A 13,732-nucleotide genomic window follows, 5' to 3' on the forward strand; every position below is an offset into this window, starting at 1 on the left:
CTGCGAAACTAACCGCGCTGCTGGTGCATACGACGCACCAGCTCGACCCAGTCCGGCGCCACATAGCCGGTGGCCGCGCGGAAGCGCGAACCATCCAGCGAGCGGTCGATTACCAGCGCGTCATCCGGACGAATCTCGATTGACTTGCCGTACTGCGCAGCCACCAGGCTGAGCAGCCGGAACTTGTCGATCGGCTCGGCGGCGACATGATACAGGCCATTGAGCTGCGGGTGCGCAAGCACGAAGTCCTTCATCACCCGCGCCAGCTCCACCGTCGGCAGGCCGGAGAAGATCGCCTTAGTGAACCCCCTGACGCTGCCCTGCTGCGCCAGGAACCAGTCCACCAGCGCGTTGCTCGAACCTAGCTCGTGGCCGATGATCGAGGTACGCAGGGTAATAGCATGCGGCAGCTCATGCAGCTCGCCGATGTACTTGGACTTGCCATAGAGATCTTCCGCGTCCGATGGATCGCTCTCCAGATACATACCCTTGCGCCCGGAAAACACGCAGTCGGTGCTGACATGGATCAGCCGCGCGCCACCCAACTCGCACAGCCGCGCCAGCCGGTGCGGCAACATGGCATTGATAGGCAGCGCGGTGAGCGGGTCCTTGGCATCGGCCAGCTGCTTGATCAGCCCGACACAGTTGATGACAACGTCCGGGCGTACTTTGCCCAAGACCGCAACGAGCGCGTCCTGGTCAAGCACGTCTACACCGCTAAGCAGACGTTCCTGGCTCTGTTGCGGGAAGTTCCGCAGCGCAGCACCACTGCGCACGGTACCCCATGTCTCATGCCCTGCATCGGCAGAGAACGCGCGAAACACGGCGCTGCCGAGCATGCCGGTTACACCCAGAATCAAAATCTTCATATCTATCCTTTAACTTCGGATTGTCTTATTAATCCGGCAACCCAATACCCCAAATCATGCTGCATACGCGATTTTGGGATGTCGGAAGTAGGAACGAATCCGCTCGGGCTTTGATTGAAGGCGCCGCATGACCGAGCGGACTCGGCCTTCCAACGCATCCCGACTTTTCAAACTTGGCCCGCTGCGCACCTGATGCTTGAGATCGCCATTCAGGTATTCGTCCGGGTTGAGCTCGGGGGCGTAGGCGGGCAGAAAGAACACCTCAATCCGTTCGCGCCGCCCCTCCAGCCAGGCTTTGACCTTCTTGCTGTGGTGCACGCGCAGGTTGTCCAAGACCAGGAAGACCTTGCGCCCGCTGGTATCCCGGATCAGTCGCCCCAGGAAGCGGATCAGCACGACCGCTGTCATGGTTTCCCGGTACAGCATGAAGCGCAGCTTGCCCCGGTTGGTCACCGTCGAAATCATGTTCGTGGCAAAGCGGCTTCCGCTGACTTCGCGTACGGGCGTCCGCCCTGCCGGGGCGTAGCTGCGCCCTGCATGACTGTCGCTGCGCAGGCCGGTTTCATCGCCCCAGTGGATCTCGCCGCCCTCGGCCTTGGCGCGCTGCTCGATCTTCGGATACTCGGTTTCCAGCCAGCGCTTTATCGCCTCGGGCTTCTGCTGGTAGGCGCGCTTCAACGGGCGTTGTGGGGTATAGCCCCAACGCTTGAGGTATTCACCGACTGTCCGGATAGGCATCTGAAAGCCGCAGTGCAGGGCGATCAGGGCGCGCACCGCATCACGCGTCCAGAGCGCGAAGTCCAGCTTCAACTGATCCGGCATGGTGTCGAGCAACAGGGTGCGAATCAGTGACTCCTGCTCGGAGGACAGGCTGCGTCGCTCCCCCGGCAGCGATCCGCGCTGGCCACCTTCGATCGCGGCCTCTTTGCCCTGGTGCTCCGCGATCGCGACCCAATGCGCCACCGTGCGCAGATGAACGCCAACGGCTTCGCCGATGGCTCTGTAGGTATACCCCTGCTCGCGCATGCGTAGGGCGATAGCGCGTTTTTCGCGCTGTTCCAAGGGGCTGAGGCTTCGTGCGTCGCTGGTCATGGTGAAAAACGCTGATTATGCCCTATTGTATTGCCGGATTAATAGGCTATGTACGAAAAGTCAGTTTGCCTTGAGCAACAAGATAAAAACAGCTCCGAAAAGGCATCCAGACCCCCAGAAACCGATCATTTACTGATCACTTTTGAAGTCTCTCAAATCCGGTTCAGGACTTTTCGTACAGAGCCTAACGACGCCCCGAAAAACTTGCCAATCTGAGCTTAAAGCGCTCGAACAGTTGCCGAGCGAAGAGTCGCTCGTCAGAACGCATGATCAGAAAACTGAACAGTAATGCTGGAAAAATCAGTATGAAATGCCAGGAATAGAGCTCTCGATCGCTCCAGCAAAGCCAGGCGGTGAGGGCCACCATTACAATTCCACCGAACCAGTACAAAAGCCTTCTGCCCTCCAATGCCACGCCATGACAAGTCAACAGACGCCACGTCAGGAATGCAAGATAGAACACATAACTCACCAAATAAGCAAAACCAACCCACTCCAGCCCATGCGATAACAGCAACAACGACATCGCCATGAAAATGATACTCCAAAGACCTTCAGCCAGCGCGAAGCCCTTCATATCGGCTCGCGCTACCAGTGCCGTAGAAATAACCCAACCCAAGACCCTGACAAAATCCCCTATGAGGACCCAGCGCAGTACATTTAGAGAGGGGAGAAACTCATGACTGAACAGCACGAAAACGATCAATGGCTTCATGACTACCAGGCAGGTAATCAGTGGCAGGGAAATCAACAGAGAAAAATGAAACGCCTTGGCGAGCGCCGAGTGCATCTCATCGCCGGCGCCTACCTGACTAAGCTCCGGTAACAGGTAACTCTGCAATGAAGTCAGAAACAGAGCCAGATACATGGCACTGATACTCCAGGCAGCATCAAACTGCCCCGCGCCTTCCAGTCCATAGAGCCGCACAATATAACTACGCACGATCAAAACGCTGCCAAGCGTCAGGAACAAGGACAGCAATGAAGGCAACGCCACTCGCAAAAACCGCACGGTAGCGTTCCAGGTAGCGCCACTCGGCGCAACCGCCGTCAAGCCTTGAAAATACCCCTGACGGCGCACGAAGATGAACGCAGCAATCAACCCGAGCAGAGGCCCACCGGCAAGCAGCAGAACCATGATATTTGGGTATCCGCGAGCGTAGACTAAACCAATGGGCAGAGCGACCAGCGCAGCTCCCAAGCCTGTCAGCATGGTGACGATGCTCAATGCACCGAATTGCATTTCAGCAGTCAATACGCCCCGAAAGAAGAACAGCAGTGCCCCGAGAACAATAGGGATCACCAGCCAGCGAATAGCAGAAGCGTGCTCACCTGCAAAAATCCAGGCGGCGATGAAGTCCGCGAAGATCAATATGGCTGCTGAGAGCAAAAGACTGGCCAGTACAAACACATAGAAGGACGACAAAAAGAACTGCCGCTTGGCCACGCCCTGATGACTGCTCAAGCCCTGAACAACCGCGTTCTGTCCACCTATCGACGCGACTGACGAGAGCATTTGCTGCAAATGCCGCAACACCGAGTACAACCCGACGCCGGCAGGCCCCGTCAATACCGCCAGCAACTTGACGGCAACCGCCCCAAGCAACAGACCGAAAAATTGCCCAACGGCAGTCTTTAATGTAGACACCGCCATGCCTGGCTTCATTTATCACCACCAGCTTGAGTAATAGCGGGCGAGGTGGCTTGCCTTTCACAAAGCAGAAAAGCCAGCACCACATAGATGAAGAGTCCGCCACTGAGTAGCGTCGCGGTCAGTGAACTCACAGATGCAACAAAGAAACAAACAACACTCGACACCATCAAGACCCGACTACCAGAGGAAAATATACAGGCTGCACAAAATGTAAAGATGAGACAGTACACCACCACACCAGCCCATCCAAACGCTAGTTTTGCATCGACAAAGAAAACAGTATTGGATGCACCAGTACCACCGGGTGAGGCGCCAAACTCATACACATAAACCATTTTCTCAAGCAGCATTTTAGGCTCACCATAAAGATGATGAATAAAACTAACCGAGCGCCCTAGAGTAAGTTTCCCGTCGAGTACTGTTTGATGGAAACCTAGCCAGTCATAAGCCGTTACGTAGGGAATCCATATGATTCGATTCACCAAAATATATAATTTTCCAGAAACGTGACTCGCATCAACCGTGACTTGCCCAACCCCGAAATTATCTTGAATCAAGTTCGGCAAAAAGAAACGCCCCGGCCGCCCCATAGGTTCTTGGATAGGCATGTCTGGAGGAATAGAAACCTGCTGGGCTGAAAAATCATCGCCCCCCCCACCCACGCTCCCTGACTGTGAATCCCCAATCCCGCCCATAGCCAGAATAGTCATTACACCAATACTTGCTAACATTAAAATGACTGTAGCAAGTACGCTGGACCAGCGCTTCGCAGAAAAAAAATAAAGCATACAGGGCAGGAAAATATAAACAGGTGCAACCTTTTCTAGCGACAACATCGAAAAAATAAGCAGCGCCACCAAAAGCCAGTATCTGAGTCTGGAATTGAAAGCGAATGCAGCTACCAAAACCAGCGGCATTACAGAGCGCCCTAAAATAAAAACCGCATACCTAAGCAGACTTTCATAACCCTCCAACCCCGCCAAAAACTGACCGCGAGCCTGCGCAATTTCCATCAATGTACCGCCCTTGAGCGCCACGACCAAAGGCACAGCATCGGCTAGGTATACGGCATAACCGAGACTCGCCGCGTATATACAAACCGCTACAACCGACAGGCGATACCAAAACACATTCGAGACGCTAATTAAATGAGAAGACTTTTCTGCCAAAAACAAAAACATCTTCGAAAAAAAACCATAAGAGCATAAATAAATAAAAGAAAACAAAACAACTAAAAACAAAAGCTCAACCGCTTCTCGATCACGAAACAATATCAAACCGAGCAATACAGCCGGAAAGTAAATAAGCCCAACCAGCAAAACAGGAAGGGCTTTAAACCCCACTAAAAAATTATTCAAGAGACGCCTTCCCATCACTTAAAAAATAAAAAACAGAAAAAGCCAATCAACACTCATGACAATAACCGAACCAGGTTTTTCACCTGTGACGGCATATCAAAATTCACGTCAAAGTAGTCTCGACCCGATTTTCCCATGGCCTCACGCTCAGCTACACCGAGTGCATGCAGACGGCGAATGTTTTCCACCAACGGCAACACCTCCTCGGCCGCCGACGTCAATCCAGCACCGGCCTCTGAGACAACCCGCGCGCCCTCCCCATTGATGCTTGCAAGAATCGGCCGACCTGCGGCCAGATACGCCTGGATCTTACTCGGCACTGTTTGTGCAAAAGCTTCGTTATCGTTGAGCGAGACAAGTAGCGCAGACGATTTTTCAAAAATTTTTGGCATCGCTTGCGGCGCAAAGCGTCCGGCCAGAATGAGGTTATTCAAGTCGAGGGCCTGCTGTTGGGACTTGAGCCACGCTAGGCGGCTTCCGCTACCCACAATGACCAGCCGCACCTGAACATCATCTCGCAAGTGCACGGCTGCTTGCACAAGGGTATCCAAAGCCTGTGCGGTTCCCAGATTGCCGGCAAAAACAACACAAAAATACTGGTCGAGCAGTTCGCTAAGTTCGGCTGGAATAGGCTCCCGATCCACAGGCGAGTTAGCATCCATGGAGTTAGGGTAATAAACAATTTTCTCGCGATCCGCGTATCGCGAGACCGGTTCAAAAAAGGCACGCGATTGCACCAACAAGATATCGCAGAAGCGATAGATACCTCTTACCAACCATCCCACTGCCCTGAGCACATGAGGATTACTGATAAAGCCAGTGGCCTTGAGGCTTTCCGGCCACAGATCCTGAACCCACAAAGCAAGTTTTGCCTTCTTCAGCCACTTCAGTGGGATTGCAGGGATTGCCTGCAAGATAGGCGACGGTGCGAAAACCAGAATCGCGTCGAACTCTCGCTTGCGCAGCATCCAGGGTAGAAACAACAAACCCGCCAGGACAAACGACAGGTAATTGAGTATCAGGTTTTTCGCCCCGCCCTCGCCTCGCGGCCAAAGCGGCACTCGAAGCACATCGATCTTCCCGAGATAGCACTCGTACTGCGTCCCTTTGGCACTGTAACCATCGAAAATTTTGCCATCCGGGTAGTTGGGTTTACCGGTAGATACGACGACTTCATGACCCTGCTCATAGAGAGTGCGTACAATGTCGTTGATAATGAAACTTTCCGGCCAAAAATATTGGGAAAGAACGAGAATCTTCATAGGTAACAAGAGGGACTCAATCAATGATCCTGGCAACGTGATCGGCAATGGCAAGGCTGGCAGTTAACCCCGGAGACTCTATCCCATAAAGGTTGACCAGTCCGGGTAGGCCGTGAGTTTTTGGCCCTTGTATCAGGAAATCTTCAGCGGGTTGTCCTGGCCCGGAGAGTTTAGGGCGAATGCCGCAGTAACCTGGCGTAAGTCGCTGTGGATCAAGCCCCGGGAAATATCGTTGGATCGCAATGGCAAAATCACTTCTTAGTACTTCTTCGACTTGATAGTCGAGGGTATCGGTCCAGGCAACATCCGGCCCGAATTTCACTTGCCCGCCCATATCGAGCGTTGCATGCACTCCAAGGCCCGCCGTATTCACATCTGGCATCGGGTACACAAGACGCGAAAATGGTGACCGCCCGCTGTAAGAAAAATAGCGTCCCCGGCACCACTGGGTTTGCGGTACATGACGCGCCTCAAGGCCGTCGATGTTCGACGCCAGTTGACTGGAAAACAGCCCTGCTGCGTTTATCACCCGATGCACGCCCACAGAGAAAGGCTCACCACAGCTCTCCCCTTCCACCAGCCAGTACGCGCCATTGTGCTGTAACCGCGAGACTCGAGTCGCGAGTACCAGATCCGCACCGTGCCGTTGCGCGTCACCGAGCAAGGACTGCAAGTAGGCATGGCTATCGATAATACCGGTATCTACCGAAAGCAAAGCTGCCACGCCGGCGACCGCTGGTTCCATTTGACGAAGTTGTGCCGCACTGACTTCCAGCAATGAGTCCACACCGGACTGCACCGCATTCTTTTGAAGGGCTTCTAGCGCCGCGATTTCATCCGGGCTCACCGCAACCAGCAATTTACCGATCCGCCGATGCTCGACGTGATGGTCCTCGCACCAGCGATACAGCAAATGACGTCCTTCCATACACAGACGCGCCTTCAACGAGGTAGGCGAGTAGTAAATGCCCGCGTGAATGACTTCCGAATTGCGGCTGGACGTATGCGAGCCAATCCAGCGCTCCTCTTCAACCACCAGCACACTATGCCCGGAGCGTGCCAGGCGCGAAGCGCAGGCCAACCCGATGACACCGGCGCCGATGACGAGACAATCGTAAGAGCCCATATCGCGAGTGCCTTGTCTAAATCAGGATTTGGAAAGAAGACGCCGGTAAAGGTCGTGCATCAACTGCGCATTGGCTTCGATCACAAAGTTTTCCTCTGCCCACTGGCGAGCCTGGCGACCCAGTGTCTGGCGGAAGACGTGGTCCTCTGCCAAACGCTGCAAGGCATCGGCAAGCAGCTCCGGGTCGGGATGCGGGATCGCCAGTCCGGTCACTTCGTGTAACAGCGCGTCCGGCATAGGATCTGTCAACGCTACCACGCTTGGAATCGAATAGAACGCCGCCTCGAATACCGGTCGGCCAGCAGCATCCAAGTGAGAGGGAAAACAGAGAATATCGAGCTGCGGATACAACGACCTGACGTCTGCAATGAACCCCAGCATACGGACCTGTACCTGCAATCCGTAATCGCTGATCATCTGCTCCACGTTGGCACACACGTCATCGGCAAAACCCAACTTGCGCAGCGCCCATGCCTTCAACCCTGTGAGCTTACGAGCGTTTTCCCCGGCTATCAGACACTCGATGTTGACCTTGCGCGCCTTCAGAATGCGCATCGCCTCGATCAGCTCATAAATGCCTTTGAGCGGAATCAGAACGCCGAGAAAACCGACACGTACGGGGTCATCGGCGCGGCGCGCAGACAGAGTCTGTACGTCGTTTTCAATTCCCAGGCCGTTGTGCACGATACTCAGGGGCAAGTCTGTCGGTAGTGTTGCTGCGACCGTATGATCGATCGCCACAACCGCGTCTGCATGACGTCGCAGCCAGGCATTGACCAGCCGGGTACGCAAGCCGGACCCGGGCGCGCGCTGCAGGGAGCGCACATGCACAAGCATCGGCACCCGCAACAGCCATTTGGCGAAAATGGCCAAGGGCAGCAATGTCACTTCGTTAACGTGCAACAAATCGAACTTCTCGTGGCGTAAATGCCAGAACGCAGCCAATGAAAACGGCAGCAAAAAGATCTCTCGCAGCAAGATAATCCAGCGAAGACGGCGATAGTGGCTGAAACGCGTATTGTCGAACTGGCTCAGCCCTTTGACCTTGCGCACATCCATGCCCGCTTTAACAAAAGCCTCGCAAACCGGACCGTCAGGGGTCACGACCGTGCCCTGCACACCCAGCGAGTGCAATCGGGTGAACAGCTCGATAAGGCTCTTTGAAGCACCACCGAATGCCGCGGCCGGATGCAGATAAAGCACCCGTGGTAATGAATCATTCATCGCAAGCTACCGTACCAGCGAGCAAAGTTGACCCAGCGCCAGACCTGCCACGTATAGGCGCGACGGCCCGTAACCACGGTGTCGAAATGCTCAAGCAACTTGGTCTGATCAAGGAATGGCAGACCCAGATCCTCCTCCAGCCAAGGCCGCAACGTATCGGCCATACCCATCAACCATTGTTGCTCGGGCGTCGCGAAGCCGATCTTGTCGCGGCGATCCAGCACCTCGGCCGGCACGATTCCGCGCAATGCCGAGCGTAGAAGATGCTTGGTCTCCCCCCCCGGGGAAACCAGATATTCCTCTGGTAGTGACAGCATGAAGTCGGACAAGTCTGTGATCAGGAACGGGACGCGGCTCTCGACCGAGAAACGCATCGAGTTGCGATCACCGTGGCGAAGCAGGCCGAGCAGGCCGCGTGTATTCAACGAGGTTGCCAACGTGCTCATCATGCGTCGCCCAGGCAAGCTTTGTTGCGGCGCATGCTTCGGAAAACCAAGATTCACACCGCTTTCGCGCAGCGGGCCGGGACGAATCCACGCAGGGCAGTTGTCCATACCGTTGAGCCCACGCAACAGATCGTGCAATCGCCCTTCACTGTATTCGCCAACAACCCGCTTCAGGCCTTCCAGACGGCTGCGCCCGGGCCATCGCGACCATTGATTCAGAAAGCTCCAGGCTTTGCTGTAATGCCCGTTGTCCAGCAAACTACGGATACGCTGCCCCGCATAGCCACTGTACCCGCCTTGATTCTCATCGGCCCCCTGCCCTTCCAGGGTCACGGTGATGCCCTGCTCTTTGGCCTTCTTGAAAACGCGATACTGAGCATAGATGCTGGTGCTGCCGAACGGCTCACCCTGTGCGGTAATCAGGTCTTCGAGATCAGCCGCCAGTTCGTCGCCCGAAACAACCACCTTGTGTGCCCTGGCGCCGACATGGGCATTGATCTTGTCTACCCAGTTTTCTTCGCTGACGACACTGCCCCGGGCAATGTAACTGAAGGTATGGATGTCAGCGTCGGGTTCCAAATGGCGCATGGCGCAGACGATTGCGGAAGAGTCGATACCACCAGACAGCGCAGCGCCGACTGGGACATCACTACGCATATGCAGTCGCACACTATCCAGAAACATCTCTCGCAATTGCTCACTGGCACTGGCAAAGGAAATAGATGATGCCGGCGCTACCGATGGCTCCCACCAAGTCTCTGGGACTGAAAGCTTTAGCGTAGCCAGATCGACGCTCATCAACTGGCCGGGCATGAGGCTGACTATGCCCTCGATGAAACTCTCATTACCAAAGTCGTATTCACCGTGGACTAAGTAGTCGTATGCCCTTTGCCAATTTAGAGCGGCGCGCTGGCGCCTGAGCGCTCGCACCGCAGGAAGCTCGGAACCAAAGACAAAACTCTGCTCATCCAAAGCATAAAAGAAAGGTTTGATGCCAAATGCGTCCCGCACACAAGTCAGCGAATTCTGCTGGCGATCGAAGATCACGAAGGCAAACATACCCTTCAGCCTCGGCAACGCGGCCTTACCCCAGTGCGCCCAAGCGGCTAATAACACCTCGGTGTCCGAACGGGTATTGAACCTCCTACCAAATGCTTCTAGTTCTGCTCGCAGTTCAAGGTAGTTATAAATTTCTCCATTGAATATAAGCACATACCGCTGATCAGCCGAGTACATCGGCTGCTGGGCTCCCTGAGAAAGGTCTATGATCGCAAGCCTCGTATGCCCTAAAACGAGCGTACCTGCGGCAACGGAAAATTGGTCAAAGCCATTATGATCAGGCCCACGCAGACGCATCGCAGCCAAAGCAGATCTTGCACGCAGGTCAAGATCTGCGGGTGCGGATTGCCAGAACCCACCGGTAATTCCACACATACTATTTCGTGACCTTTTTCTGGCGCTCCAGCGCCCTTTCGTAATCAGCCTTAATACTGCGGGCTATAGTAATGGGATCATGCCAGCGCTCAACGAAATATCGGCTTTTTCGCCCGAGCGCAACCAGATCTTCACGAGGCATGGTCAACACTCTAAGTAGCGTCTGCTCGAGCGAGCATGGCGTGACCTGGATGAACGGAAGATCGGCCCTCATTTCCGGCTCGATATACCTCAAATCCTCTTCGCGAATATAAACAAGTACAGGCTTACCCAGTGCCATTAGCTCTACCGCCAAACCGCCATACCAGCCAGCGAATAGTTGATCGATCAGAACATCGGCGGACTCGTATAACTTGCGAGCCTCGGCATTACTCATACCTTCCACAAGCAGCAATTCGAAAGCGAAGCCTTGCGAACGCAGACGCTCCAGAGCAGTAAGAATGATGTCAGATCCTTTGACCCTGCGATTGCTAGGCGCATGTACGATACGCAGTGGCCGGTCTTCGCTCTGGCTGTAAGAGGGGCGCCACTCATCCATGAACACATGAGAGTAAGGTGTAAAACGTGCCCCAGAGGGCAACACATGCAACAAGTCGGGGTTCACTGAATAAACCTGACTACTGACACCTCCTAACTTGCGGATATTGCTCCTCTTGAAGGTATCGGAAGCCATGCAGTAGTAGCCCTCTTCCACTTGGCTGGCGATATTGATCGCGAAATTTGCACGACTGTAATCACCTTGACGTGCATCATCACCCTGATATGTGATGAACACTAACTTTCCAAGCTTGCGAATATAAAAAATCTCGAATCGCTGCAATAAGCGCAAGTAGCCAGCATAAATGCACCGCAGAATTCCTTTTAGCCCCTGTCGGCGGCTGTAGGTAAATGCATAGGCGCAGGCCAGAGTGGTACCAGCGTTATAATGAACGATGTCAAAGCGAGGCAATAAAAACAGAATGGCCCAAAGCCTCTTCAACTCACGTACCAGCAGACTTTGCCCCGGACGGTGCAGTACCAGATCTGCTGGATAGTTAAGGTAATTTTGCGAAACAACCAACGAACAACTGTCTACGCCCAACTGACGAAGGGCACGACTGAGCACTTGAGGATTTCCGCCCACCGAGCTTGGGGCGTGCAAGACTTTGTACCCCTCCATCAAGGAATTAGCTCCATAATTCCCTGCGCAAAGCTGACTTTTGGAACAACGAGCGACTCACTAAGCGCTCCAATATCCGCGATGAGGTGGCGCGGCTCGCTCGCATCAATCTTGAATACAGGTTTACACCCGACCACCTGCCCGATCACACCAGCGATCTCTCGCAACGACATGGTCTGCGTACCTGCCACATTGAAGGTGTGACTACCCTCGAGCGTCAGACAGCCCTCCAACGCAGCCACCGCATCGCTGACATGGATTGGATTGATCTTGATACCTTCCTCGCCTTGCAGGCTGATTGGATTGCCCGCGAGAACGTTATCCACCAAGCGCGGCACCAACATCTGCCGCTTCTGGCCTTTGCCGTACATGAAGAAGAACCGCAGAATGGCAACGTTCATCAGCGACGAGTAATTCTGCGCGAGAACTTCGGCACAGAGCTTGCTGCTTAGGTAATAGCCAAGTTGGCCATGATGAGGGATAGGCGAGTTCTCCCTGAACGCCTCATCACCCGCACCGTACACCCCTCCGGAAGAGGCAAGAATAAAGTGGCGGGCGCCTGCGGTACGAGCATAATCCAGCAGTCGGGCGGTCGATGCGACATTGACGCCAAATACATCCATGGCCTGCTCGGGAAACTCCCGGAAACGTGAGGACTGCGCCAGATGAATAACGGTATCGATGCTGGACGGCAGCGCCTTAGGGGACCAGTCGCTGGACAGATCTACCTTGTGGTAGATCACCCCAGGTAACGGTCGGGCCGGCATGGAATGAACCACAGCATACACATGATGCTGCGCTGCAAACCGGGATACTGCATGCATACCAAGCAATCCATTGGCGCCAGTAATCAGAATATTCAAATTTGCCGCTCCACCTTATTACCTGTCTGAGCTTGCTCGCCGCGCCCCTCTCGAGGGCCAATCAATTTGGCGAAAATTTTAGAAAACTCAAGCGAAATTGCCTCGACCGAGTGATGTCGCTCGACAAAGGTACGACCACGGCTGGCAGCGATGGATAGAACAGAGCGGTCGTCATAAAGCTTGCGAATCACCTCTTTGAGGCTGAAGGCATCCGCGCGAATAATCGGGATCTCGTCGAAGCCTTTGAGTAGATCTGTGGCCACATAAAGCGATTCCAAATCTCGACGCAAATGACAAATGACCGGCTTACCCGACGCCATAGCCTCAATAGCAAACATCGCATACCACCCAATGACCAGCTGATCGACCACAACATCAGCTTCGAGAATCAACCGCCTTACTTGATCGTTAGACACTCGTTCGACCATCACCAACTCGATATCGAGTCCTTCTTGGCGAAGCTCTTCGACAGCCTTGACAACATGCCTCGTACCCTTGATCTCTCGGTGATTTGGGGCGTGTAGCAATTTAAGCGTACGCTCGAGAGGCTGCGATTCAGTCCTAAAGGCTGGCATTTCGGGCAACTGGATCGAGAAATGGGCGATCATCAGGCTGTCCCAGTGGTGCATGTAATCAACCCACTCACAACCACCGACGATATGGCTGCCAGCCGAACTCCAAACATCGACCATGGCTTGAATATGCCTATGCCGGGTACGGTGCTGAGGGTAGTCGACCGCCATGGCGTGCTTGAACTGCAGGTTCGGCGAACGGCTCATGACCTGTACATCTGATCCGTAGGGCAGGACGACGGTTTTGACCCCTGCCAAGCGATAGAGATAAGGCTCTAGGCGCCAGAGAAACGCCGTACCCTGCCCCAATGCACCGCCATCGAAATAGATGATCACAGAACGATAACGACGTGCCGACCAGCAGAATATATATAGATTCAGCAGCAGCTTGCGGGTCAGGATACTCTTCGATAGCCAATGCTGGTCAAAGCGCACGTCGAAGTTGCTCGTGATGTGCCAGACTTGGCTGACGAAGGTTTCTGCTGAATAGCCGACCAGTTCAAGGGCGCGTTTGTGGTATATGTTGTTGATCAGTGGAAAGGGGCCCAGGCCGATATCAAATTTACGCTGCTGGAAAGACTTGCAGCACAAGGAAAACAGCAACAAAAAAGGCAACGCCAGCAACTCTAAACCAAAACGAAAAAAATAATACGCCGCTCTCATTTCCCCCCCA

The 13,732-nt window shown here is 54.2% G+C and carries 11 protein-coding genes; all 11 read right to left on the reverse strand.

The annotated features are described in order from the left end of the window. Positions 1–8 precede the first annotated feature (8 nt). Entirely contained in the window at positions 9–869 is an 861-nt protein-coding gene (locus tag BLU22_RS01740) for a dTDP-4-dehydrorhamnose reductase family protein (RefSeq protein ID WP_090211660.1), read from the reverse strand. A 54-nt stretch (positions 870–923) separates the two neighbouring features. Next, entirely contained in the window at positions 924–1,961 is a 1,038-nt protein-coding gene (locus BLU22_RS01745; RefSeq protein WP_090211663.1) for an IS630 family transposase, read from the reverse strand. A 184-nt stretch (positions 1,962–2,145) separates the two neighbouring features. After that, positions 2,146–3,627, reverse strand: coding sequence for an oligosaccharide flippase family protein (locus BLU22_RS01750; protein ID WP_090211664.1), 1,482 nt, complete (start codon positions 3,625–3,627; stop codon positions 2,146–2,148). Beyond that, the gene (locus BLU22_RS14890; protein WP_157718954.1) at positions 3,624–4,973 is read right to left on the reverse strand and encodes a hypothetical protein; all 1,350 of its coding nucleotides are present in this window, start codon (positions 4,971–4,973) and stop codon (positions 3,624–3,626) included. The genes BLU22_RS01750 and BLU22_RS14890 overlap by 4 nt, the downstream gene beginning before the upstream one ends. Positions 4,974–5,026: 53 nt before the next feature. Further along, positions 5,027–6,235: a glycosyltransferase family 4 protein gene (locus BLU22_RS01755; RefSeq protein ID WP_090211666.1), complete on the reverse strand. Its 1,209-nt coding sequence runs from the start codon at positions 6,233–6,235 to the stop codon at positions 5,027–5,029. Between the two features lie 16 nt (positions 6,236–6,251). Next, complete coding sequence (locus BLU22_RS01760; protein WP_090211668.1) at positions 6,252–7,361, reverse strand: NAD(P)/FAD-dependent oxidoreductase; 1,110 nt, start codon at positions 7,359–7,361, stop codon at positions 6,252–6,254. Positions 7,362–7,382: 21 nt separating this feature from the next. Further along, complete coding sequence (locus BLU22_RS01765) at positions 7,383–8,585, reverse strand: glycosyltransferase family 4 protein (protein WP_090211669.1); 1,203 nt, start codon at positions 8,583–8,585, stop codon at positions 7,383–7,385. Continuing rightward, positions 8,582–10,465, reverse strand: coding sequence for an asparagine synthase (glutamine-hydrolyzing) (gene asnB, locus BLU22_RS01770; RefSeq protein WP_090211671.1), 1,884 nt, complete (start codon positions 10,463–10,465; stop codon positions 8,582–8,584). The genes BLU22_RS01765 and asnB overlap by 4 nt, the downstream gene beginning before the upstream one ends. 1 nt (position 10,466) lies before the next feature. Further along, the gene (locus tag BLU22_RS01775; protein ID WP_231975255.1) at positions 10,467–11,570 is read right to left on the reverse strand and encodes a glycosyltransferase family protein; all 1,104 of its coding nucleotides are present in this window, start codon (positions 11,568–11,570) and stop codon (positions 10,467–10,469) included. Positions 11,571–11,623: 53 nt separating this feature from the next. Further along, complete coding sequence (locus tag BLU22_RS01780) at positions 11,624–12,487, reverse strand: NAD-dependent epimerase/dehydratase family protein (protein ID WP_197676759.1); 864 nt, start codon at positions 12,485–12,487, stop codon at positions 11,624–11,626. Beyond that, entirely contained in the window at positions 12,484–13,722 is a 1,239-nt protein-coding gene (locus BLU22_RS01785; RefSeq protein ID WP_090211674.1) for a glycosyltransferase family protein, read from the reverse strand. Before BLU22_RS01785 ends, BLU22_RS01780 begins: the two co-directional genes overlap by 4 nt. Between the last annotated feature and the right edge of the window lie 10 nt (positions 13,723–13,732).

Source organism: Pseudomonas guangdongensis (assembly GCF_900105885.1).
In the GTDB taxonomy this organism is placed as follows: Bacteria; Pseudomonadota; Gammaproteobacteria; order Pseudomonadales; family Pseudomonadaceae; genus Geopseudomonas; species Geopseudomonas guangdongensis.

Excerpts from the sequence above, each read along its gene's own strand:
- BLU22_RS01740 (WP_090211660.1), bottom strand. The coding sequence starts at position 869 with ATGAAGATTTTGATTCTGGGTGTAACCGGCATGCTCGGCAGCGCCGTG.
- BLU22_RS01745 (WP_090211663.1), bottom strand. The coding sequence starts at position 1,961 with ATGACCAGCGACGCACGAAGCCTCAGCCCCTTGGAACAGCGCGAAAAA.
- BLU22_RS01750 (WP_090211664.1), bottom strand. The coding sequence starts at position 3,627 with ATGAAGCCAGGCATGGCGGTGTCTACATTAAAGACTGCCGTTGGGCAA.
- BLU22_RS01755 (WP_090211666.1), bottom strand. The coding sequence starts at position 6,235 with ATGAAGATTCTCGTTCTTTCCCAATATTTTTGGCCGGAAAGTTTCATT.
- BLU22_RS01760 (WP_090211668.1), bottom strand. The coding sequence starts at position 7,361 with ATGGGCTCTTACGATTGTCTCGTCATCGGCGCCGGTGTCATCGGGTTG.
- BLU22_RS01765 (WP_090211669.1), bottom strand. The coding sequence starts at position 8,585 with ATGAATGATTCATTACCACGGGTGCTTTATCTGCATCCGGCCGCGGCA.
- asnB (WP_090211671.1), bottom strand. The coding sequence starts at position 10,465 with ATGTGTGGAATTACCGGTGGGTTCTGGCAATCCGCACCCGCAGATCTT.
- BLU22_RS01785 (WP_090211674.1), bottom strand. The coding sequence starts at position 13,722 with ATGAGAGCGGCGTATTATTTTTTTCGTTTTGGTTTAGAGTTGCTGGCG.